The sequence below is a fragment of the Celeribacter indicus genome, assembly GCF_000819565.1.
Classification (GTDB): domain Bacteria; phylum Pseudomonadota; class Alphaproteobacteria; order Rhodobacterales; family Rhodobacteraceae; genus Celeribacter; species Celeribacter indicus.
The window spans coordinates 2,071,527-2,093,792 of record NZ_CP004393.1; the positions used below are offsets into that span (position 1 = coordinate 2,071,527).

A 22,266-nucleotide genomic window follows, 5' to 3' on the forward strand; every position below is an offset into this window, starting at 1 on the left:
GGAGGAGGAGAAGACAATGACGTTCACAAAGGCCATGCGCGCTGCGCTTCTGGCGGTTCCGGTCGCGCTCGCGGGCGGTTTCGCGACGGCGGAAACGCTCAACATGTATACGACGCAATCCGGCACGACGCTGCCCGCCGTGCGCGGATTGCAGAAATTCGCCGAGGAGGTCGGAGAACAGACCGGCGGCGATGTAAAGGTGCGGCTGCATCTCGCGGGCACGCTCTCGATCAACGCCGCCGACGCGACGAGCGCCGTCGCGGCCAATATCGTGCAGATGGCCGAAGACCTGTTCTTCTCGGGCAGCGTGCCGATTGCCACGGCGCTGCGCCTGCCGCTCGTGGTGGGCGACGTGGCGAACATGGATGCCGCGCTCGAGGCTTCGCTCGATCCCGTTTCGGAGGCCTATGCCGCAAAGGGCATCACGGTGCTCGCGGGGTACCTGTCGCCGCCGCAATATATCTGGTCGACGGAGGAGGTCGGTTCGCTTGCCGATCTTGAAAACCTGAAGCTGCGCGTGTCTTCCCCGGAACAGGCGGAATTCGTGAAATCCCTGGGTGCCGTGCCGATCGTGCTGGCCCCTGCCGAAGTGAGCGCGGCGCTGGAGCGCGGGGTGGTCGACGGACTGCTGACCTCCGGGCTGGGCGGCGAGTTCTTTGGCGGACCGCTCAAGTCGGCCCTGCTGCTGCCGGTCAACTACAACAACAACTATTTCATCATCAATACGGCGGTGTACGAGCGGCTGACGCCCGAACAGCAGGAGACCCTGACCGAGCTCGCGGCATCGAATGCGCAATGGATCGAGGAAGAATTCCTGAAGATCGACTTCGAGGCGATCGACCGGTTCCGCGCCCGCGACGATTTCTCCGTCGTCGACGTCTCGGAGCCGGACATGGCGATGGCGAGCGGCGTGGCCGAACCGATGTGGACGAACTGGGTCGACAAACACGGCGAGGCGGGCAGGTCGATGTACGATGCAATCCGCTCCGGCATCGGGGACTGACATGGCGCTCGTGTCGGTCTCCGGGAACGGAGGGCCGGGCATCCTCCTTCTCAATCGTTCGATCCGGCTGGTGGACCGCATCTGCGTGGTCGCCAGCGTCGCCGCGCTGCTTCTCATGCTCGGCATCGTCGCCCTCGAGGTCGTTCTGCGAAGCGGCTTTTCGACCTCCACCTATCTGTCCGACGAATACGCCGGATACGCCCTCGTCGCGCTGACGCTCATGAGCCTTGCGACCTGCCAGCTCCACGGGCGGTTCCCGCGGGTGGAGATCATCATCGCGAACCTGCCGCCCGCGGTCGCGCGCGCCGTGGAGATCCTCTTCGACCTCGTCGGCCTCGCGCTGACCGCGCTGCTGCTGTGGAAGCTCACGGAATTCGAGATTTCGAGCATCCGCTCGGGCGACACCGCGCCGACACTCTCGGCCACGCCGCTCTGGATTCCGAAATTCGCGCTGGTGCTCGGCTCCGGCCTCTATGTCGTCGCCATGTGTCAGATCCTCATCGTTCACCTCCTTCAGCTCAGGACACCCGGCGCGCAGGGCACAGGCTATGCGGAGGACGAAGATGACACCTGAACTCGCCACAGTCGTCGTCCTGCTCGGCTTCCTCGCCATGCTGGCCTGGGGCTTCGTCGTTCCGATCGCGATCCTCATCCCCGCGATTGCCTATCTGCTGATCGACTCGGGCTGGAGCGCGATGAACAGCCTCGGCTTTCTGGTCTGGGGCACGCTGAACAACCCGACGCTGACCGCCGTTCCGCTGTTCATCCTGATGGCCGAAATCCTGATGGCGAGCGGCCTCAGCACGCGGGTCTATCGCGGCCTCGACGTGCTGGTCGGGCGCATTCCGGGCGGCCTGCTCCAGACCAATATCGCGGGCTGTGCCGTGTTCTCGTCGGTCTGCGGATCGAGCGTGGCGACCGCCGCCGCCATCGGGCGCATCGCCCTGCCGCAACTGGCGCGCCGGAACTACGACCCGGCGCTCTCGGCCGGGTCGCTCGCGGCGGGCGGCACGCTCGGCATCCTCATCCCGCCCTCGATTGCGCTGATCCTCTATTCGACCTTCACCAACACCTCCGTCCCGACGCTCTTTCTCGGCTCGCTCTTGCCGGGGCTGATCCTCGCCGGGCTGTTCATGATCTACATCGCCCTGCATACGCTGGTGAGGGGATCGGGGGGCGTCCGGTCGGAACGGCCGACGCCGAGCCAGGTGATCGCCGCCGTCGGAGACGTCGTGCCCTTCTTCCTGCTGATCGGGGGCACGCTCGGTTCGCTCTATGCCGGATGGGCCACCACGACGGAGGCGGCGACGATCGGCTGTGTCTTTGCCCTCGTCCTCGGTTTCGCTTACCGCGGCCTCAGCCTGTCCCGGCTGAGAACGGCGCTTTTGCAGACGATCTGGGTGTCCGGCAGCATCATGTTCATTGTCGTCGGAGCCTTCATCTTCGCCTCCGCCACGAGCTTTGCCGGGATCAACTCCGTCATCGGCGATTTCTTCGGCGGGCTCGATCTGGGGAAATGGCAGTTCGTCGGGGTGATCTTCGCGGTGTTCATCGTCATGGGCACCTTTGTCGAAAGCATCGCCATGATGGTCATCATCGTGCCCATCGTCTTTCCGCTGCTCGCCAATTACGGGATAGATCCGGTCGTTTTCGGCGTCATCACCGTCCTGTTCATCGAGCTTGCGCTCATCACCCCGCCGATGGGGCTCAGCCTGTTCATCATCCAGGGGATCTCGCAGGGACGGCTCTCGGACGTCATGCGCGGGGTCGTGCCCTTTGCGCTCATCATCGTCCTTTTCGCGGTGGTGCTGGTCGCCTGGCCACAGCTCGTCCTCTGGCTCCCGGACCTGCTGAGATAGCCGGTGAGGGAGCGTCGTGTCACACGCCGGAAGAGGACCGCCGCGGCCCGCGCACGCAGGAAAGATGCGGCCGGGGCGGGCCCGATCGTTGTGGACGCGCCCGGAGACGCTATAAAGGCATATCCGCTCGACGGGATTTGCAAGGGCGCCTTCGGGCCGGCGAAAGGGTGACGCGACATGGTGTATGATATGTGTCCGGGGGGGCCGCAGGGGCATGGGACTGCCCTGTCCGCTCCGGTGTCCCCGGTCCCTTTCGGCCGTTCCGCGAGGACGCCTTCAACCGGCCGGTTTCGGAGCCTCTCCCCGGAACCGGCAAAGCAACTGGATCCGCACCATGACTGACATCTCCGAGAAACCGGGTCATCTGATCCGCCGCTGCCATCAGATTTCCTCGTCGCTCTTCTTCCAGGAATGCGAGGGATCAGACCTGACGCCGATCCAGTACGCCATCCTGTCGGTGCTCAACGAGCGCGGGGAGCTCGATCAGAAGACTCTGGCCGCCGCGGTGTCCCTCGACAAGTCGACGGCTGCCGAGACGATCCGCAGGCTGGAGAAGAAGGGCCTCATCGAGCGCCGGGCGGGCCAGACGGACCGCCGGGCGCGGATCGTGTCCCTGACCGGGGAGGGGAGCCGGATCGTCGTCGCGCTGCGCGCCAATGTCGACAATGTCCACAACCGGCTGCTCGAGGCGCTGGACGAGCATGAAAGGCCGCTTTTCGTCTACCTGCTGAAGAAGATCTGTAGCGAACTCGAGGCGGAGAGCCGGCCGCGCGTCATCGCGTCCTCCGCCCAGCCCGCCAGCCGCGCGGGCTGACACCTTCCGCGGAGGCGGGGCAGGCGGTCTTCTGCCTGTCGCGGCCTCCGCTGTCTGCGGATCGGGCGCAACGGCTTTCCAAATGCGGGGGCGCTTGCGGCAAAATTCATCTGTTTGCGCCGCCGTGGTGGCATATCATTCTCCTCCCGCCGGAGGCGAGAAATAAATACATTTCAAAACAAATACTTGCTTATCCCTGTGGAGATCTCCGCCGCGGCCGGGCGAAATAACGACCCATTGACTCGTGATATGTCTCTCGTGCGAATATCGCGCGTGAAACCAGAGAAACCACCCGCAATACGGAGAGCCTCATGCCCGGTGTGACCCGTCGCCTTCTGCTTCTGAGCGGCATCGCCCTTGCCGCGCTGTCGCCCCTCGGCGCCGCCGCGGAGGCGGTGAAGGTGCTGAAGATCGGCTACCAGAAGACCAACCTGCCCGTCATCGCCCAGCAGCAGCGCAGCATAGAAACCGCGCTCGAGCCGCTGGACGTCGGCGTGGAATGGGTCGAATTCAGCGCCGGCCCGCCCCTGGTCGAGGCGCTGAATGTCGGCGCCGTGCACCTGGGTTGGACCGGGGATGCGCCGCCGATCTTCGGACAGAGCGCGGGGGCGGATATCGTCTATATCGCGGCGCTGCCCGCCAACGGGCTGGGTGAGGCGATCGTCGCCAAGGCCGGAAGCGGGATCGCGACCGTGGCGGATCTGAAGGGCCGGAAGGTCGCGGTGGGCAAGGGCACCTCCGCGCACAACCTGCTGGTTGCCGCGCTAGGCTCAGGACCCATTGATTTGTCGGGCTTGTCGTGATTCACGGCTCCGCAAGGAGGCCGATATGACGAGCAACTTGTTCTGGTTGACGGAGGCGCAGATGGAGCGCCTTCGGCCCTTCTTCCCAAAGAGCCATGGGCGCCCTCGCGTTGATGATCGTCGTGTCCTGAGCGGCATTATCTTCATCAATCGCAACGGCTTGAGGTGGTGTGACGCGCCTTCGGAGTATGGGCCTCCAAAGACGCTCTACAACCGCTGGAAGCGATGGAGCGAGCTCGGTGTCTTTGCCAGGATCTTCGAGGGGCTGGCCGCGGAGGCCCCTGAGCCCGAGACCATCATGATCGATGCAACCTACCTGAAGGCGCATCGCACGGCATCCAGCCTGCGAGCAAAAAAGGGGGGCGCGGACGCCTCATCGGCCGAACGAAAGGCGGAATGAACACAAAGCTCCACGCGGTCACTGACGGCGAGGGCCGCCCCCTGCGCTTCTTCATGTCCGCGGGCCAAGTGAGCGACTATACCGGCGCACGGGCGATGCTGCGCGATCTCCCACCTGCGAAGTGGTTTCTCGGCGATCGCGGCTATGATGCCGATTGGCTCAGAGAAAGTCTGCAAGACAAGGGCTTGCGGGTCTGCATCCCGGGCCGAAAGGGACGGAAGACACCAGTCCGATACGATCGGCGACGCTACAAGCGCCGCAACCGGATCGAGATCATGTTCGGCAGACTGAAGGACTGGAGGCGCGTTGCAACCCGCTACGACAGGTGCCCGAAGGTTTTTCTCTCAGCCATCGCCCTCGCCGCAACCGTCCTTTTCTGGCTATGAGATGCTGTAACGGGGCCTGCGTCACGCACGACCGTTGCCACTTGTCAGATCAGCACCGCGCTGTCGCCATTCCCGTATTGAACCCAGATGGAGGATGACGGGATGAAGCTATTTATTGGATTGGATGTGTCGTTGGCGAAGACCGCAGTTTGTGTGGTCAGCGAGCATGGCCAGATCGTCAAAGAGGCGGAGACTGAAAGTGAACCGGAAGCTTTGGCGCATTGGTTGGACGAACTTGACGGCAGTATCGCAGCGATTGGCCTGGAGGCCGGGCCACTGTCGCAATGGCTGCACAGAGGGCTGACCGAAGCTGGACTGGAAGCGGTGCTCATGGAAACGCGCCAGGTGAAAGGAGCGTTGAAGGCGATGCCGATCAAGACGGATCGCCGCGATGCAGAAGGGATTGCACGCCTTCTTCATCTCGGCTGGTTCCGCCCGGTTCACTGTAAATCCGTCTCTGCTCAGGAAACCCGGGCAGTTCTCGGCGCTCGAAAGGCTATCCAGCAGAACATGATCGCTCTGGAAATGTCGGTGCGCGGATTGCTGCGGAACTTTGGCCTCAAGGTCGGTGCGATCTCCCGCGGCAAGTTCGAGACACGCATTCGGGAATTGGCAGATGGCAATCCGATGCTGGAAGCCGCGACTGAACCGATGCTGCGGGCCCGAGCGTCCCTACGACAGGAACTGGCCGATCTCGAAAAGTGCGTGCGGCGGTTGGCCTGGGATGATCCGGTTTGCCAACGCCTTATGTCGATGCCAGGAATCGGTGTCGTCGTAGCACTGACATTTCGTGCTGCGGTCGATGATCCGGCCCGCTTTCGGTCTTCGAAAAGGGTCGGACCCTGGGTTGGTTTGACGCCTTCACGCAACCAGTCCGGTGAACGGGACGTGTCGGGTGGTATAACCAAAGCTGGCGATGTCAATCTGAGAAGGGCGTTGTGCCAGGCTGCAACTGTCATGATGAACCGTGGCCGATCGACTTGGCTGAGAACGTGGGGAGCCCAACTCGTGCAGCGGCGCGGACGCAAAGTTGCGATGGTCGCCCTCGCACGCCGCATCGCTGTCATACTGCATCGGATTTGGGTCGATGGCACAACCTTCCAATCAGATGCGGCGCCAAACCCTGCCTAACAGGATGACACCCCACCCGTTGCCTGCCTGATCGCAGGCCTTTGAGGTCCCGCAGGGACGTGGTTCCGATGATGCCGTGGTCAGGACTGTCGCTGGTTTTTGCCAAGCACGCCTATGAGATGGGCACATCGGAATTACATCGAACCAGCATCATGTTGGCAGCCATCGCGCTGACCACGAACCGAAGCATGTTCCCCAAGGATCTCAGCTATAGGCCGCGAAGGAAGCCAGGACCGGCACCAAGTATATCAAAGTAACCTCTACGGCGGGTCAATTGTTGTGCGCAAAACCGCTTGACTGGGACGCCCCCGTTACCGAAGTCCTGAGCCTAGAGGCGAACGGGCTGACATTCGCGGATATCGAGCCGGTCTATCTCGCCCCGGCGGATGCGGGGGCGGCCTTCAGCTCCGACAATGTGGACGCCTGGTCGATCTGGGATCCGTTCCTGGCCATCGCGGAGGTGCAGCACGAGCCCACGGTCCTGGTGCGCGCGCCCGAGGTGATCACCGTCAACACCTATTTCCTCGGCAACAGCGCCTTTGCGGCCGAACCGGACAATGCGCCGGTGATCGAGGGCACGCTCGCCGCGCTCGCGGACTCCGCCGCCTGGGCCGATGCCAATCGCGACAAGGTCGCCGAGGCGCTGCACGAGGTGACGGGGGTCCCGCTGGAGGCGCAGGAGCTTGCCGCCGAACGGGCGGAATTCGGGATCTTCCCGCTGACGCCGGAGATCGTCGCCGGCCAGCAGGAGACCGCCGACCGCTTCTTCGACCTCGGCCTCATTCCCAACGCGATCCGCGTCGAGGATGCGGTCTGGGCCGCACCGGGAGGCTGAGGCGGATGAGCGTGATCTCCACGCAGACCGGGCGGCGGAGCCGGACGGAGGAGCGCGCGCCCTTCCGCCTGTCGCGCCTTCGTCCGGGGCGGGGCTGGATCGGCTGGGTGCTGCCGCTGCTCCTGATCCTGCTGTGGGAAGGGCTGTCGCGCGCCGGCCTGATCCGGTCCAATGTCCTGCCCGCGCCGACCGCGGTGCTCGCGGCGTTCTGGAAGCTGCTGCTCTCCGGCGCGCTGGCCGACAATGTCGCGGTAAGCGCCGGGCGGGCGCTCGCCGGTTTCGTCATCGGCGGGGCGATCGGCTTTGCCCTCGGGCTGGCCAACGGCCTGTCGCGGATGTCGCGGGACGTGACCGACACGACGCTCCAGATGATCCGCAACGTGCCGCATCTGGCGCTGATCCCGCTGGTGATCCTGTGGTTCGGGATCGGTGAGGAGGCAAAGATCTTCCTCGTCGCGCTCGGGGTCTTCTTTCCGATCTATGTCAACACGCTGCTGGGCATCCAGGGCCTCGACCCGCAGCTCGTGGAAATGGGCCGGATCTACGGCATGACGCCGCGGACGCTGTTCCGCCGGGTGATCCTGCCGGGGGCGCTGCCGGCGATCTTCACCGGATTGCGCTATGCGCTCGGTATTATGTGGCTGACGCTCATCGTGGCGGAAACGATTTCGGCGCAGTCGGGGCTGGGGTACATGGCCATGCAGGCCCGCGAGTTCATGCAGATCGACATCGTGGTGCTGTCGATCCTGATCTACGCGCTTCTGGGCAAGCTGGCCGACAGCCTGGCGCGGTTCCTGGAACGCCTCTCCCTGCAATGGCACCCGGCCTTCCAGCGAAAGGACGACTGATGGCACAGGATGCAGGACGCCCGCCGGCCTTCGCATTTCGCGGTGTCGCACGCCGGTTCGGAGACAAGACCGTGCTGAACGGGCTGGAGCTCGAGGTGCCCGAGGGGCAGTTCCTCGCCGTCATCGGCAAATCCGGTTGCGGCAAGTCCACGCTCCTGCGCCTGCTCGCCGGTCTCGACCGGCCCGACGGCGGGCGGATCGAGCGGCCGGCGGCCATCGGACCGGCGGATATCCGGATCATGTTCCAGGAACCCCGCCTGCTGCCCTGGGAGAAGATCGCCGGAAACGTGGCGGTCGGGCTCACCGGCCTCGCGACGGGCGACGAAGCTCGGCGGCGGACCGGCGCCCTGCTGGCCGAGGTCGGCCTCGGCGACCGGGGTGGGGACTGGCCCTCCGTCCTCTCGGGCGGGCAGAAGCAGCGCGTGGCCCTGGCCCGCGCGCTGGTCGGCTCGCCCCGCATCCTGACGCTCGACGAGCCTCTGGGCGCGCTGGACGCGCTGACCCGGATCGAGATGCAGCAGCTGCTCGAGCGGATCTGGCGCGAGAAGGGCTTCACCGCGGTTCTGGTCACCCATGACGTCGCCGAAGCGGTCATCCTCGCCGACCGCGTGGTGGTGCTGGAGGAGGGGCGGATCGCGCTCGACCTCGCGATCGACCTGCCCCGGCCGCGCCATCACGGCAGCGCGCAGGTCGCGGCGCTCGAGCAGCGGATCCTCGACCAGTTGTTCGGCAAGGCGGTCGCCTGAGGCGGGCAGGGCATAGGTCCTCCCGCGGCAGGCGCGCGTCGCGATTGTCGCGATGTGGGGACCGATGCCGCCCCCGAAGTCTCTGCAATGGATCTTCGCCCCGCGTGTCCGGGCGTCGCGGCAGGTTCAGCGCCTGCCGTCATTCGCCCCGCCGGTGCGCGAGGTGCCGGTTTCCGTGACCTGCGCCTTGCCCAGCAGCGGGAACATCAGCTCCGCGAAGCGCTGGGCTTCTTCCAGATGCGGATAGCCCGACAACACGAACGTGTCGATGCCGAGATCCTGGTAGTCCTGCATCCGCTTGCGGACGGTGTGCGGATCGCCGACGAGCGCCGTGCCCGCACCGCCGCGCACGAGCCCCACCCCCGCCCAGATATTCGGCGCGATCTCGAGCCGGTCGCGGCGCCCGCCGTGCAGCGCGGTCATCCGGCGCTGGCCTTCGCTGTCCATCTTCGAGAAGGCGGCCATGGCACGGGCGATGTCGTCGTCGGAGACCTGCGCGATCAGCCTGTCGGCCGCCGCCCAGGCTTCGGCCTCGGTCTCGCGCACGATGGCGTGGAACCGGATGCCGAAGCGCACGGTGCGGCCCTCGGCCTCGGCACGCGCCCGGACATCCCCGATCTTCCTCTCGACCGCTTCCGGCGGCTCGCCCCAGGTCAGGTAGGCATCCACATGTTTCGCGGCAAGATCATGCGCCGCCGGCGAGGAGCCGCCGAAGTAGAGCGGGGGGTGGGGACGTTGCACCGGCGCATGGACGTTGCGCGCCTGCGTGACGCGGGTGAACCGGCCGTCGTGGCTGACTTCCTCGCCCGAGAGCACGCGCCGCCACACGGTCAGGAATTCGTCCGCCGCGGCATAGCGGTTGTCATGGCCGTGGTGCACGCCGTCGGCGGCAAGCTCCGCCGCGTCGCCTCCGACCACGACGTTCAGCAGAAGCCGCCCCTCCAGCGCCTGGTCCAGCGTCGCCGCCTGTCGGGCCGAGGCGGGGGCGGTCATGATCGCGGTCCTGAGCGCCACCAGCACCTTGATGTTGCGGGTGATGCCGATCAGCGAGGAGGCCACCACCCAGGGATCGAGGCATTGCGCGGCGGTCGGGATCAGCAGCCCGTCATATCCCAGCCGGTCCGCCCGCACGGCGATCTCCTGGAGATAGGGGATCGTCGGGGTCCGTCCGTAATCGTTTGTGCCGAGATAGCGGGTGTCGCCGGAACTCGGCAGGAACCAGAAGATGTCGGGATGGGTCATCGGGCGTCCTTTCATGACCTGCCGATCCACGGCAGGAAGCGGCGCTCGACGAAGCGGAGCGCCAGTTCGGAAATCGTGGCCAGCGCGGAGATCACGAGGATGCCGGCGATGACCATGTCGGTGACGAGGAATTGCGCGGCGGACTGGATCATGTAGCCCAGCCCGCGCGTGGCCGCGACCAGCTCGGCCGCCACGAGCGTGGTCCAGCCCGCGCCGAGCGCGATGCGGATGCCGGTCAGGATCGAGGGCAGCGCGGCGGGCAGCATGACCTCCGTGATCATCTGGCCGCGCGTGGCGCCGAAGGCGCGCGCCGCACGGATCTGGCTTTCGCTGGCCGCGCGCACCCCCGAGGCGGTGGAGATCACGATGGGCGCCAGCATGGCGATCCCGATGACCAGCACCTTCGAGGGCTCTCCGATGCCGAACCAGATGATGATCAGCGGCAGGTAGGCGAGCGGGGGCAGGGGGCGGATGAACTCGACCAGCGGGTCGAGGACGCCGCGTCCGATGCGCGACGTGGCGATCAGCAGCCCGGTCGGCACGCCGATCAGCATCGTGAAGAACAGGGCCGCGGCGACGCGCCACAGGCTCGCTCCCATATGGGTCCAGAGCGTCGCATTGGCATAGCCGTCGGTCGCGGCGCGCGTCATCGCGGCCCAGACCCGCGCGGGCGAGGGCAGGAACACCGGCGAGGCCCAGCCGAGCGCGGAGGCCAGGGCCCACAGCGCGACCAGCACCGCGATGGTCGCCGTCCCGATCAGCGCGCCCCAGTGCAGGCGGCGGGGCGCCGGGCGTTCTGCCTGCGGCTCGCGTTCCAGGGGGATATCGGTCATCGGGCGGTCTCCTTTTCGTGGATCGCGGCCAGCAGCCGCTCACGGGCGGCGATGAAGGCGGGTTCGGATTTCAGGCTGCGCGGATCCTCCCCCGCCAGGAAGCGCCGGCCGAAATCGAGCTCTTCCCTGAAGGCGATCCGGCCCGGTTCCGGGGCGAGAACCACGACCGATGTGGACAGGAAGACGGCCTCCTCGACGCTGTGGGTGATGAGCAGGGCACCGGCATGGCTTTCCTGCCAGAGCTTCAGGAGGAGCTCGTGCATCTGGTCGCGGGTCATCGCGTCCAGCGCGCCGAGCGGTTCGTCCATCAGGAGGAACCGCGGCTCCGCCGCCAGCGCCCGCGCGATGCCGACGCGTTGCCTCTGTCCGCCGGAAAGCTGCCAGACGAACTTGCCGCCCTGTCCGGCCAGCCCCACCTCGGTCAGCCAGTGGTGCGCCCGCTCAAGCCGGTCCGCGCGGGGCACGCCCGCGAGTTTCAGCGGCAGGGCCACGTTCTCCAGCACCCGCCGCCAGGGAAAGAGCGCATCGTCCTGGAAGACGACTGCGCGGTCCGGTCCGGGCCCGGTCACCGCATTGCCGTCGACCTCGACCCGCCCGGAGGAGGGGGCGACGAAGCCCGCCGCGAGGTTGAGCAGGGAGGTCTTTCCCGATCCGGAACGGCCGATGACGGACAGGAATTCGCCGCGGTCGAGGGTGAGGGAGATGTCCTCCAGCACAAGCGGAGCGGCGCGACCGCCGGTCGCGCCGTAATGCAGGGACACCTGTGAGAGGCGAAGTGCCGACATGGAACGGTCCGGGCCGGCGGCGGAGCGATCCGCCGGCCCCCTTTCGTCACTTGAGCGCCGCTTCCGCGAAGCCGGGATTGACGAAGGCCGAATAGTCGTCCTTCGCGGTGGCAGATCCCTGGTCCTGGAGGAAGTTCGCCGTGGCCCGGATCGCCTCGGCGCTGGCGCTGCCGAGGAAGGCGTCGCTCGTCTGTTCCTCCAGACCGGCAAAGGCATAGCCCTTGAGCAGGGCCGGCACGTCCGAGGCCGGGGCGCCGGTCAGTTCGGCGATCTTGCCGGCCTGTTCGCTGGTCTCGTCCCAGGCGGAGGGATCGGCGAGATAGGCATCGGCGGCCTCGCCGGTGACCCTGACGAAGGCGGTGACGATCTCGGGATGTTCCTCGGCATAATCCTTGCGGACGATCCAGGCGTCGAAGGTCGGCCCGCCCCATTCGGCCACGTCGGCGCTGTCGGCCAGGACCGTGCCGCCGGACGCCTTGATCTGGTTCAGAACCGGATCCCAGATATAGGCGCCGTCGATGTCGCCCCTTTCCCACGCGGCGGCGATCTCCTGCGGACGCAGGTTCAGCAGGTTCACCTCCGTGGGGGCGATCCCCCAGTGGTCCAGCGCCGTCAGCAGCGAATAATGCGCGGTGGAAACGAAGGGCGTGGCGATCTTCCGGCCCTTCAGATCCTCGGGCGTGTCGATGTCCTTCACCGCGAGCGCCTCGGCTTCGGCGATGTTGCCGACGATATAGATGGTCTCGATCGGCAGATCCTGCGAGGCGGCGGCGGTGAGCGGCGAGGATCCGACATAGCCGATGTCGATGGAGCCGGCCGCGATGGCGGCGATCACATCCGCCCCGCCGCCGAACAGGTGCCATTCGACATCGGCCCCGGTGGCGGTCTCATAGGTGCCGTCCGCCTGCGGGATGCGCGAGGGTTCGACGATCTGCTGCCATCCGATGCGCAGGCTGTCGGCCAGTGCGGGCATGGCGATGCCGCCCAGGAGGGTGGCGAGGGCGAAGGAGGCGGGAAGGTTCCGAAGGATCATTTCTGTGTCTCACTGAGCGTTTGCCGCGCTGCGGCATATTCCTTAATACACGACCAATATGGACGAGATTGCGCCTGCCTCCCATTCTCTATTGAGGCACCCCGATGGAAGCTGTTGCCAGAGGGGCGGGCGCGGGGAGAACGACGTTTCCTTCGCGGCACCGGGATCGCCGCCGCCGGGCCTCCGGCGGTCGCGCCCTCCGCCCGGCGGAAGGGTCAGCTCGCGGTGCCGTCGAGGCTCGGCATCGCCTGGGTGACGACGGCGCCGGGCGGAACCGGATCGGTCAGCCAGACGCCGCCGCCGATGATCGCACCCTTGCCGATCTCGATCCGGCCCAGAATCGTGGCGCCGGCATAGATCACCACGTCGTCTCCGACCACCGGATGCCGGGGCTGCCCTTTGACCAGCCCGCCCTCGCCGTCGCTCTCGAACCGTTTCGCTCCCAGCGTGACCTGCTGATAGATCCGCACGTTGCGGCCGATCACGGCGGTTTCCCCGATCACCACGCCGGTGCCGTGGTCGATGAAGCAGGCCGGACCGATCTTTGCGCCGGGATGGATGTCGATGCCGGATTGCGAATGGGAATGCTCGGCCATGATCCGCGCCAGCATCGGCGCGCCCAGGCCATAGAGGCTGTGGGCGATGCGATGGCGCAGGATGGCGGCGATGCCGGGAAAGCACAGGACGATCTCATCGAGGCTTCTGGCGGAGGGGTCGCCCAGGAAGGCGGCATTGATGTCCGTGTCGTGCAGGTCGCGGATCTGCGGCAGCCCCGCGAGGAAGGCGTCGGCGGCGGCGCGGGCCCGGCGGCGGCAGTCCGGCTGGCCCGCCTCGGGATGCAGCAGCCATTCGAGCTCCAGCTGACCGGCAAGGCGGTGGCGGATCGCACGCAGCCTCTGCGCGACGAAGTCGTCCGCCGACTGCACGTCCAGCCCCGGCGGGCCGTAGTGGCGCGGGTAGAGCGCGCCGACGACATGCGACAGCAGCCGGATCACCGAGAGGCGGGAGGGCAGGCGCGGGGTCGCCCGGCCGGGATAGCGGCGTTGCTGCGAGGTGATGCGGATCAGCCGCAGCTTTTCGGCGATGGCGTCCAGAGGATCGTCTCCGGCGGCCTCGGGGCCGGGCGGGGACGGGATGTCGGCATGTCTGATGGGAGTCGTCAGGATCGTGGTCTTTCGTCGTGGGGTGATGTGACGGAGCTGCGGCACCGCCACGGGACCGAGCGCCTGCGCCCAGTCCGGGCGCTTGTCCTCGGGCAGGCTGATCACGGCGCCGGCGGGCAGCCGGGCAAGGAAGCGGCGCGCGGCTTCCTCCCCGAGCAGGGTCTCCGCGCCCGGCAGGCGCGAGACCTGCGCCGCCTGGCTCATGATCCCTTCCAGCCCCAGACAGAGATGCGTGCGGTGGTGGCGGTCGAGCAGGGTCATGCGCCAGATCAGCGGCGCGACCACCGCGACCACCGCGTCCGGCGCCGGGACTGCCGGCGGCGCATCGAACCACCGTTCGATCCGCAGCATCGTGTCGCGCAGCAGGTGGATGGCGATGTCCAGGTCGCGGTGATTGGTGGCATGCGTCACCTCGCGCAGCCGGACATCGGCGGTCATCGTCTGGCAGATCAGCCTTTGCTGGCCGGCGCGCCGGTCCGGGTCGGCGGAAAACAGGATGCCGGGACAAAGCTCGTCCAGCAGGGCGAGAATGCTCTGGGGATCGCGGCGGACGGTGGTGTCCTTGAAGGGGCCGGTGAGCCGCAATTCGGTGCGCGGGCCGGGTTCGGCGCGGAGGGGCAGGCCGCAAATCAGCAGGGCGAGACCCGCGCGCTGCGCCGTCAGGCAGCCGGGGGCGGCGATCAGGCGCGGCATGTGCCGGTGCGCGAGCGGCGTGACGGCATCGCGGCCGGTGGTGGACCTGCCCGCCGCACCCGGACCCGTCGCACCCGGATGGGTCATGCGCCGCGTTCCGGCGCGGCGATGTGCAGGCGGCCGCTGGCCTCGGCCACGGTCGTCACGAGGCAGAGCAGGTCGTCCGCATCCACCCCGTTCGAGGCGAGGCGGTCCAGTTCGGCCTGTCCGAGCGCGGGCTGGTGCCGCGCCAGCGCGCCCGCCGCCGTCGCCAGTGCGCCCAGCCGTCCCGTCAGCGGCGAGGGCAGCCCCTCCTCCAGAAGCAGGGTGACGGCGAAGGGATCGCGCAGGGCCTCCGCTGCCGTGCGCGCATGGTCCTGCGCGAGGTCCATCCGGCCCGCCTCGCGACAGACGACCAGCGCCACAAGGGCGCGTTCTCCCGCATCGAGACCGCGGGCGCGGCGGAACAGGCCAAGCGGGGCGGGGGACGGGGCCGGCAGCACGCCGGGTCCGGTGCCGGTGTCAAACATGGTTGGTATATCCTTTCGGGGCAGGGGGATTGACGGACCGCCGCGCCAGGGCGCATTGCCGCAAGCCGCCGATCACACGCGCCTCGAAGACCACGAGGGCGAGGATCCGCGAGACGATGCCCGCCGCCTCGGCGTCGAGGGCCAGAAGCGCGCTCCGGCCCTGCCGGTCGCCTTCCAGAAGCGCCCGGACATGGGCGAGGAGCTGCGCCAGCCGCTCATCGGGCAGGGCGTGGCCGGTCGGGGCGGGGCGGGCGGCGTCGCGCTGCGCCTCGGCCTCGACCAGATGCGCCAGGGCCGTGCCGGCCCCCTCGGTGGCGGCAAGAAGGGCGTGGTAGCGGTCGATCAGCTCCTGTTCGCGGTGAATCGCGGCCACATGGAGCGCGATGGCCCGGCGCTCGAGACGCGACACCGGACCTGCGTGTTCGGGCGACAGCAGGTCCGCTTCGCTCCGGTCGGCGCGGCCGAGCGCCTCCTGCTGCCGCTCGACGGCGCGGCGCAACCCCTTGTCCAGGGGAAGGCTGGCCAATGTGGTGCTCAGACCGGCAGTCGTGCGAGGCATGGCGTCTTCTTCCGCGTGACGGAGGCATCCGTGGCGGCGCCTCTCCATCCTCCATCATGCCATCGGGGCGGAGAAATGGGGAGAACAGAGGACATGCTTTTTAAGGGACGGATGGAGAAGAATTTTCCACCGATGGCCCCGTGTGGAGCATGCCGGCAGGATTGCGGAAACCGGGCGCGCCGGATGCGGCGGTGCGGCACGGCTGCCGCTGCCGAAGCGGGCGGCCGATTTGTCCTCGCCCGATAGGACAGAGCCGCGAGGGCCTGTGCGTCATGCTCTGGCAAGAGGATTGCTGTGAGGAGTGCCATGCGGAGGGCGGGGTGCTCTCCGCGCCACCGCATTGTCCGGCCCGGAACACGGGACGTCCGGCCGGGGCCGCCGAGCAGGGAAAGGGAGGGAGATGACGAAAGCCGCAAATGCGATCAGCCGTCTGGCCGTGGCGATAGCCGGGGTCGGGATCGTGCTGATGCTCGTCCTGGTGGTCGCGGATGTCGTGTTGCGGGCCACCTTCAACATGGCGATCCCCGGCAACGACACGATCGTCGCCTCCTACCTGATGGTCGCCGCGATCTTCCTGCCGCTCGCGCTGCTCCAGATGCTCGACGAGAATATCGCCGTGGAGGCGCTCTACGACCGCTGTCCCGCGGTGCTGCGCGACGTCTTCGACCTGCTGGCGCATGTGCTCACCCTGGCCTTCTATCTGATCCTGGGCTGGGTCTATGCCGAGGTGGCGGTCGAGGCGTTCGCGGTGAAGGAATTCGTCACCGGCACCTGGAACGTGCCGATCTGGCCGGCGCGCGTCTTCATGCCGGCGGGACTGTTCCTCGGCGCCTTCGCCGCGGCGGTGAAGGCGGTGCAGGCCGCAAGATACATGCGGGCGGGCGCGCCGCCGCCGCCACACGACACGCCGGGAGCCTTCTGAGATGAGTGAAAGAGAACTGATCGGCGCGCTGAGCGTCGCGGTCGTCGTGCTGCTCGTGGCGATCCGGGTGCCCGTGGGGATTGCCATGGGACTCGTGGCCTTCGGCGGCATCTCCGCGGCGATCAGCGTGAAGGCGGGGATCGGGGTGCTGTCGGCGGTGCCCTTCGACCTGGTGGGCGACTGGAATCTCTCGGCCATCCCGATGTTCCTGCTGATGGGCTACGTCGCGGCCTCGACCGACCTCACGCGCAACCTGTTCCGCTCGGCGCGGATCACGCTGGGCTGGCTGCCCGGCGGGCTCGCCTCGGCGACGGTGATCTCCGCCGCGCTCTTCGCCTCGGCCAGCGGGTCGAGCGTGGCCACGGCGGCCGCCTTTTCCCGCACCGCGGTGCCCGAGATGCTGCGCGCCCGGTACCATCCGGGCCTCGCCACCGGCGCGGTGGCCGCCGCGGGCACGCTGGGGGCGCTGATCCCGCCTTCGGTGCTGATGATCGTCTACGGCATCACCATGTCGCAATCCATCAACAGCCTGTTCCTCGCCGGGCTCATGCCGGGGCTGCTCTCGGCGGCGATGTTCATCCTCTACATCACCCTGCGCGTGGGGCTGAAACCGGCGATCGCGCCGCGGGTGACCGAGACCGTGTCCGAGGCGGAGCGGCGCGAGGCCTTCCGCGACGTCTGGCCGCTGCCGCTGATCATCGTCTGTGTCATCGGCGGGATCTTCGCCGGGCTGTTCACCCCGACCGAAGCCGGGGCGATCGGGGCCGGGCTGACCATCCTGCTCGCGATCCTGCGCCGCAGCTTCACGCGGGCGGGCTTCACCGATGCGCTGCGGCGCACGGCGACGGGCACCGCGTCGATCTTCATCATCGTGGTCGGCGCCGCGCTGTTCCAGCGCCTGCTGGGGCTGACCGGCATGGCCAATCTTCTCTCGGATGTGGTCTCTGCCCATATCCACAGCCAGATCGGCCTGATCCTCGCCATCGCGCTCCTCTATCTCGTCATGGGGTGCTTTCTCGAGCCGGTGTCGATCATGCTTCTCACCCTGCCGGTGCTGACGCCGGTATTGCAGCAGTTCGGCGTGGATCTGGTCTGGTTCGCCGTGATCACGGTGAAGCTGCTCGAGATGGGGATGGTCACCCCGCCGATGGGCCTCAACATCTTCGTCGTCAAGAGCGCGATGGGCGAGGAGGTGAGCCTGGGGCAGGTGTTCCGCGGCACCTTCGGCTTCCTGCTGGCCGACCTCGTCTCGCTGGCGCTCATCATCGCCTTTCCGATCCTGTCGCTGTGGCTTCCGGGCGTCGCCCAATAGGCTGCCCGGCGTGCCGGTCCGACGTCCATTCAGTTTCAAACGGGAGGAGACCCTGAACATGAAGACCCGCATCCCATTCACCGCGCTTGCGAGCGCCGCGCTCGCGGCGGTCGCGGCCCCCGCACTGGCCGAGGAGCTGACGGCAAGTTCCTGGCTGCCGCAGAACTACGCCCATTCCAAGCATGCCTATATGGAGATGTTCGAGCGCATCGCCGAGGAGACCGGCGGAGATCTGACGGCGGAGATCTTCTTCGGCGGATCGCTGCTTCCGGCACGCACCACCCTGTCGGGGATCGGCGACGGCGTCGCGGACCTCGGCTATGTCTATGCCGCCTACACGCCGGCGGAGCTGCCGATCCAGACGCTGCTCAACAACGCGGCCTTCGTCAGCGACGACATGTGGACCGTGGCGCTGGCCTATACCGAGTTCAACTATACCAATGCCGACGCGATCGCCGAATGGGAGAGGCACAACGTGATCATGGCCGGCGCCCATGCCACGCCGCTCTACAACATCCTGTGCAACACGGAGGTGACCACGCCGGAACAGGCGAGGGGCAAGCGTATGCGGACGGCGGGGGAATCCTTTTCGGGGCTCGTGACGTCGCTGGGCGGCACCCCGGTCTCCGTGCCGATCGGGGATGCCTACAGCGGTATCCAGCGCGGATCGCTGGACTGCGTCATCGCGGATCCGAACACGCTCGTGAGCTATTCGTTCAACGACGTGGTCACCGATGTCACGACCGTGCCGCTCGGCGTGGTGACGGGGGCGATCTGGGCGTTCAACAAGGATAGCTGGGAGGGCCTTTCCGAGGCGCACAAGGCGCTCCTGAAGGAGGAGATGGCCGTCGGCATCGTGCGCACCCACATGGAATTCGACCGCAACGCGCGGGACGCCTTTGCCGAGGCCGAGACGCGGGGTGTCAGGATGCACGAGGCCGGGCCGGAGCTCGCCCGGCAGGTGGAGGATTACAAGACGCAATATCTCGAGACGCTGGTCGCCGATGCGAACGGGATCGAGGGGCAGGCGATCCTCGACGAGTTCGCCGTCCTGCAACAGACCTGGGCGGAGCGTCTCGAGGGCATCGACCGGACCGACGAGGAGGCGCTCCTCGCCGTGGTCCGCGAACATCTCATGAGCAAGTTTCCCTTCTGAGCGCGCCCTCTGCCGCGCCGGTCCGCGCCGCGTGCCATCTCCGGGTGGCACGCGGTTTGCGTTTCGTGGGGGAGCGGCAGGGCGTGCCGTGCGGCGGGGCTGGTCCTTCGGACAAGGGCGGGATAGGCTGGGTCCGCCAGCATGGCAAGGCCCAGTGTTGGAGGAGGGAGACCGCCGGTGCACAGATCCGCATCACGCATGGCCGAAAGGGGCGACAGCGGCGTCGTCACGCCCGCCGACGTGCGCCATGTCCGGGAGAGCGACATGGCCTCCTGGCACAGCGCCATCTGCGAAGCGTTCTGCGAAACCCGCTACGCCCCCCGTTCCGATCCGCATTTCTCCGGCGAGATGACCTTTGCCGCCAGGGGCGGGGCGCGCATGTCGCGGATCCATTCCTCGGCGGGCCGTTTCCTGCGCGATCCGCAGACGATCAAGCGCGACGGGTTCGACAGTCTGGTGCTGCTGGTCAGCCTGCGCGGAGAGCTGCGCCTGACCCAGGGGCACCGGGCGCTGCGGGCGCGGGAGGGCGAGGCGCTGGTCTACCGCCACGGAGCCCCCTTCGAGATCGAGTTTCCCCACCCCTACTGGGCGGTATCGCTCTGGGTCGATCCCGGCATGATGCGGCGGCACTGTCCCGACATCGTGTCGGAAAGCGCGACGGTGATCCGCCCCGACACCACCAACGGGCTGCTCGCCCTGACGATGGTGCGTGAACTCTGCGTCAACGCGATCTCGCGCAACACGCGCGACACCGGGCGGCTCGTCGGAGCGACGCTCGACGTGGTCTCCACCCTCGGTACACGCCCGGACCCCGCGGAGATGGCGCGGGGCGGCTGGCTGGTGGAAAAGCTCGAGGATTTCCTGCTGCGCAACATCGACGACTGCGACCTGACGCTCGACAGCCTCGTCGCGGAGGCGGGCGTGTCGGCGCGCACGCTCAACCGGCTGTTCGCCGAGCGGGGCACGACACCGATGCGCTGGGTGCTCGACCGCCGTCTGGAGCTGGCCTATGACGTGCTCGCGCGGGCGCAGGTGCGCAACGTGACCGAGGCTGCCTTCAGCTTCGGGTTCAAGGACAGTTCGCATTTCAGCCGCGCCTTTTCCCGCAAGTTCGGCATGCCGCCGACATCGGTGCTGAGGCGCGGCTGAGGGCGAGCGCGGGGGAGGAAGGCCCGCGCTCAGGCCGCGGCGAGTTGGCGCGCCGCGGAGGACTGGATCAACATCGTCGACAACTGGTTGATCGAGCTGATGTTGAGCCGGGTATAGGCCCGTCTCCGGTAGGTCACGACGCTGGTCTGCTTGATGCCGAGATCGAGGGCGATGCCCTCCGCCGTGACCCCGAGGATCGAGCGGGCGCAGACCGCCACCTCGCGCCGGGTCAGTTCGGGGAAGGTGGCGGCGACGCAATCCTCCATCTCCTGCGCCGAGACGCTGCGCTGGCGCGTGGCGGTTCCCAGAAGCCGAAAATGCAGGTCGAGCACCGGCAGGAGCAGCGTTCCGAGATGCGCCAGCTCGGCCGTCGCCGGCGGCCGCGGATCCGCGGCGCGGCGGAAAAGACAGAGCGTGATCAGGTCGTCGCCCACCGGGCGCACCAGGATCACCAGTTCGCGGATGCCGGGCAGGGCGAAGCAGTTGCGGCGGAAGGCGGGGCTGCGGAAGGCGCGGGCCTCCGCCTGGAGCACCTGCGTGCCGGGCGCGGACGGCGCGGCGAGCAGCCGCGTGAGGCGCGGTTCGCTCCGCAGCCCGCCGAGGAGGTGGACGGCGAGCCGCCGGGCGCGGCCGCCCGCATGCAGGACCCGCGGCGGTTCCCCCTCCGGGCCGCTGCGCAGGACGAGAAAGTCCTCGGCGGCGAGGTGGTCGCCCAGAAGCGCGGCAAGCGCGGGAATGAAGGCGTCGCCGCCGACGCTTTCGATCGTGCCGCCGAGACTGTCGACGGCGGATGCGGCGACCGCATTGGCGGTCGCGACAGGTGCGTAAATCATTGTCATGTCCTCCCTTCCGTCCGGGATGCGCGCAGTGACCGCCGCACCCGGTCCGGATCAGCGCAGGATAGCCGCAATGGCGGCCCTCGCGCATGTCCCGGATTGCCAGAAACCATGACCGCAATTGCCAGGAGGCCGCGGCGGACCGGCGGCCGGTCCTATCCGGCTACGACAGAGCCTTCGGCCGCGCCGGGCTAGCCTTCCGGGGAAGCGAACGAGGAGTCGTCGCGCCATCGCCGTCGGAGCGGATCCCTTCCGCACGCCGCGGGGGCGGGAGGGTCCGCACCATCCAAGGAGAGAGCGCCCATGTCGGACAAACTGACCAAGCAGAGCATCGAGGAAACCTTCAGGGAGCTGTCGAACTGGGGCCGGTGGGGCGAGGAGGACGAGGTCGGCACGCTCAACAACGTCCGCCCGGAGGATATCGTGGCGGCGGCGGGGCTGATCCGCAGGGGCAAGGTCTTCGGGCTCGGCGTGCCGCTCGACCAGCCGCTCCAGTCGGTGCCGCACAAGCGCTGGAACACGATCCACACCTTCATGCAGGACGGCGCGGACGTGGCGACGGGAATGTTCGAGGGACGTTTGCAATATGCCGACGACGCGATCAACCTGCCGACCCACAGCTCGACCCACTGGGATGCGCTCGCCCATGTCTTCAACGACGGGCGGATGTATAACGGCCATGACGCGCGCCGGTTCGGCTCCAAGGGCTTTCCCGTGAACGGGATCGAGAAGATGGCGAACCGCATGGTTGGGCGCGGCGTGCTGCTGGACGTGGCGCGGTTCAAGGGCGTCGACAGCCTCGAGGACGAATATGCGATCACCAATGCGGAGCTCGACGCCTGCGCCGCCGCGCAGGGGGTGGAGATCCGGGCGGGCGATTTCGTGCTGATCCGCACCGGCTATCAGGAGCGGTTCTGGTCGCGGGGCGACTGGGCGGGCCACACGACCGGCATGGCGCCGGGGCTGCATTTCGAAAGCTGCTATTGGCTGAAGGAAAAGGACGTGGCCGCCGTCGCCGCCGACAATTACGCGGTGGAGGCGCGGCCGGCCGAGGGGGAGGGCTTCTCCTATCCGTGGCACGGCGTGGTCATTCCCGCGATGGGCCTGACGATGGGGGAGATGTTCTATTTGCGCGAGCTTGCCGCCGACTGTGCGCAGGACGGGGTCTATGAATTCTTCTTCTGCGCACCGCCGCTGAACCTGCCCGGCGGCAGCGGCTCCCCGATCAATCCCCAGGCGATCAAGTGAG

Annotated in this window: 23 protein-coding genes; 15 read left to right on the top strand and 8 right to left on the bottom strand. The window is 67.6% G+C overall.

Going from position 1 to position 22,266, the window contains the following annotated elements:
* Window positions 1–16 precede the first annotated feature (16 nt).
* The 10 genes from dctP to P73_RS10500 all read left to right on the top strand — a co-directional run bounded on the left by dctP (window position 17) and on the right by P73_RS10500 (window position 8,825).
* Window positions 17–1,003 carry a TRAP transporter substrate-binding protein DctP gene (gene dctP / locus P73_RS10450; RefSeq protein WP_158401935.1) on the top strand — a complete coding sequence of 329 codons (987 nt, stop codon included), beginning with the start codon at window positions 17–19 and terminating at the stop codon, window positions 1,001–1,003.
* 1 nt (window position 1,004) lies between these two features.
* Complete coding sequence (locus tag P73_RS10455) at window positions 1,005–1,577, top strand: TRAP transporter small permease (protein ID WP_043869519.1); 573 nt, start codon at window positions 1,005–1,007, stop codon at window positions 1,575–1,577.
* Complete coding sequence (locus tag P73_RS10460) at window positions 1,567–2,862, top strand: TRAP transporter large permease (RefSeq protein WP_043869520.1); 1,296 nt, start codon at window positions 1,567–1,569, stop codon at window positions 2,860–2,862. The genes P73_RS10455 and P73_RS10460 overlap by 11 nt, the downstream gene beginning before the upstream one ends.
* A 334-nt stretch (window positions 2,863–3,196) precedes the next feature.
* Window positions 3,197–3,676, top strand: a complete 480-nt coding sequence (locus tag P73_RS10465) for a MarR family winged helix-turn-helix transcriptional regulator (protein ID WP_043869521.1) — start codon at window positions 3,197–3,199, stop codon at window positions 3,674–3,676.
* A 311-nt stretch (window positions 3,677–3,987) separates the two neighbouring features.
* Complete coding sequence (locus P73_RS10470) at window positions 3,988–4,479, top strand: PhnD/SsuA/transferrin family substrate-binding protein (RefSeq protein ID WP_139267161.1); 492 nt, start codon at window positions 3,988–3,990, stop codon at window positions 4,477–4,479.
* Between the two features lie 25 nt (window positions 4,480–4,504).
* Window positions 4,505–5,265, top strand: a protein-coding gene (locus P73_RS24945; protein WP_139267087.1) for an IS5 family transposase whose coding sequence is annotated in 2 segments (ribosomal slippage) — window positions 4,505–4,829 and window positions 4,829–5,265 — 762 coding nt in all. Because the reading frame shifts where the segments join, the coding sequence is not laid out codon by codon here.
* Between the two features lie 102 nt (window positions 5,266–5,367).
* A complete protein-coding gene (locus P73_RS10485) occupies window positions 5,368–6,396 on the top strand; it encodes an IS110 family RNA-guided transposase (protein ID WP_043867978.1) in 1,029 nt (342 codons plus the stop codon).
* Window positions 6,397–6,670: 274 nt separating this feature from the next.
* Complete coding sequence (locus tag P73_RS10490) at window positions 6,671–7,231, top strand: type 2 periplasmic-binding domain-containing protein (protein WP_074743209.1); 561 nt, start codon at window positions 6,671–6,673, stop codon at window positions 7,229–7,231.
* Between the two features lie 5 nt (window positions 7,232–7,236).
* Entirely contained in the window at window positions 7,237–8,079 is an 843-nt protein-coding gene (locus P73_RS10495; protein ID WP_082033191.1) for an ABC transporter permease subunit, read from the top strand.
* Window positions 8,079–8,825 (top strand): ATP-binding cassette domain-containing protein, encoded by a 747-nt coding sequence (locus tag P73_RS10500; protein WP_043869522.1) that lies wholly within the window; start codon window positions 8,079–8,081, stop codon window positions 8,823–8,825. The genes P73_RS10495 and P73_RS10500 overlap by 1 nt, the downstream gene beginning before the upstream one ends.
* A 126-nt stretch (window positions 8,826–8,951) precedes the next feature.
* On the opposite strand, the gene ssuD is transcribed toward P73_RS10500, so the two are convergent.
* The 7 genes from ssuD to P73_RS10535 all read right to left on the bottom strand — a co-directional run bounded on the left by ssuD (window position 8,952) and on the right by P73_RS10535 (window position 15,642).
* Window positions 8,952–10,067, bottom strand: a complete 1,116-nt coding sequence (ssuD, locus tag P73_RS10505) for an FMNH2-dependent alkanesulfonate monooxygenase (protein ID WP_139267131.1) — start codon at window positions 10,065–10,067, stop codon at window positions 8,952–8,954.
* 11 nt (window positions 10,068–10,078) lie between these two features.
* Window positions 10,079–10,900, bottom strand: coding sequence for an ABC transporter permease subunit (locus tag P73_RS10510; RefSeq protein WP_052453165.1), 822 nt, complete (start codon window positions 10,898–10,900; stop codon window positions 10,079–10,081).
* Window positions 10,897–11,685, bottom strand: a complete 789-nt coding sequence (locus P73_RS10515; RefSeq protein WP_043869524.1) for a taurine ABC transporter ATP-binding protein — start codon at window positions 11,683–11,685, stop codon at window positions 10,897–10,899. The genes P73_RS10510 and P73_RS10515 overlap by 4 nt, the downstream gene beginning before the upstream one ends.
* A 46-nt stretch (window positions 11,686–11,731) precedes the next feature.
* Complete coding sequence (tauA, locus tag P73_RS10520; protein ID WP_043869525.1) at window positions 11,732–12,718, bottom strand: taurine ABC transporter substrate-binding protein; 987 nt, start codon at window positions 12,716–12,718, stop codon at window positions 11,732–11,734.
* A 215-nt stretch (window positions 12,719–12,933) separates the two neighbouring features.
* Window positions 12,934–14,661, bottom strand: coding sequence for a serine O-acetyltransferase (locus P73_RS26475; RefSeq protein ID WP_245629263.1), 1,728 nt, complete (start codon window positions 14,659–14,661; stop codon window positions 12,934–12,936).
* Complete coding sequence (locus tag P73_RS10530; RefSeq protein WP_043869526.1) at window positions 14,658–15,083, bottom strand: hypothetical protein; 426 nt, start codon at window positions 15,081–15,083, stop codon at window positions 14,658–14,660. Before P73_RS10530 ends, P73_RS26475 begins: the two co-directional genes overlap by 4 nt.
* Complete coding sequence (locus P73_RS10535; RefSeq protein WP_043869527.1) at window positions 15,076–15,642, bottom strand: hypothetical protein; 567 nt, start codon at window positions 15,640–15,642, stop codon at window positions 15,076–15,078. The genes P73_RS10530 and P73_RS10535 overlap by 8 nt, the downstream gene beginning before the upstream one ends.
* Window positions 15,643–16,042: 400 nt before the next feature.
* Between P73_RS10535 and P73_RS10540 the strand changes: the two genes are divergently transcribed.
* The 4 genes from P73_RS10540 (at window position 16,043) to P73_RS24360 (ending at window position 20,181) form a co-directional block, all read left to right on the top strand.
* Entirely contained in the window at window positions 16,043–16,564 is a 522-nt protein-coding gene (locus P73_RS10540; RefSeq protein WP_052453166.1) for a TRAP transporter small permease, read from the top strand.
* A 1-nt stretch (window position 16,565) separates the two neighbouring features.
* A complete protein-coding gene (locus P73_RS10545) occupies window positions 16,566–17,876 on the top strand; it encodes a TRAP transporter large permease (protein WP_043869528.1) in 1,311 nt (436 codons plus the stop codon).
* Between the two features lie 58 nt (window positions 17,877–17,934).
* Window positions 17,935–19,032: a C4-dicarboxylate TRAP transporter substrate-binding protein gene (locus tag P73_RS10550; protein ID WP_043869529.1), complete on the top strand. Its 1,098-nt coding sequence runs from the start codon at window positions 17,935–17,937 to the stop codon at window positions 19,030–19,032.
* A gap of 177 nt (window positions 19,033–19,209) precedes the next feature.
* Window positions 19,210–20,181: a helix-turn-helix domain-containing protein gene (locus tag P73_RS24360; protein WP_158401936.1), complete on the top strand. Its 972-nt coding sequence runs from the start codon at window positions 19,210–19,212 to the stop codon at window positions 20,179–20,181.
* A gap of 29 nt (window positions 20,182–20,210) precedes the next feature.
* Here the strand turns inward: P73_RS24360 and P73_RS10560 are convergent, their stop codons facing one another.
* Window positions 20,211–21,014, bottom strand: a complete 804-nt coding sequence (locus P73_RS10560; protein ID WP_043869530.1) for a helix-turn-helix transcriptional regulator — start codon at window positions 21,012–21,014, stop codon at window positions 20,211–20,213.
* Between the two features lie 306 nt (window positions 21,015–21,320).
* On the opposite strand from P73_RS10560, the gene P73_RS10565 reads away from it, so the two are divergent.
* Window positions 21,321–22,265, top strand: coding sequence for a cyclase family protein (locus P73_RS10565; protein ID WP_043869531.1), 945 nt, complete (start codon window positions 21,321–21,323; stop codon window positions 22,263–22,265).
* The last annotated feature ends 1 nt before the right edge of the window (window position 22,266 follow it).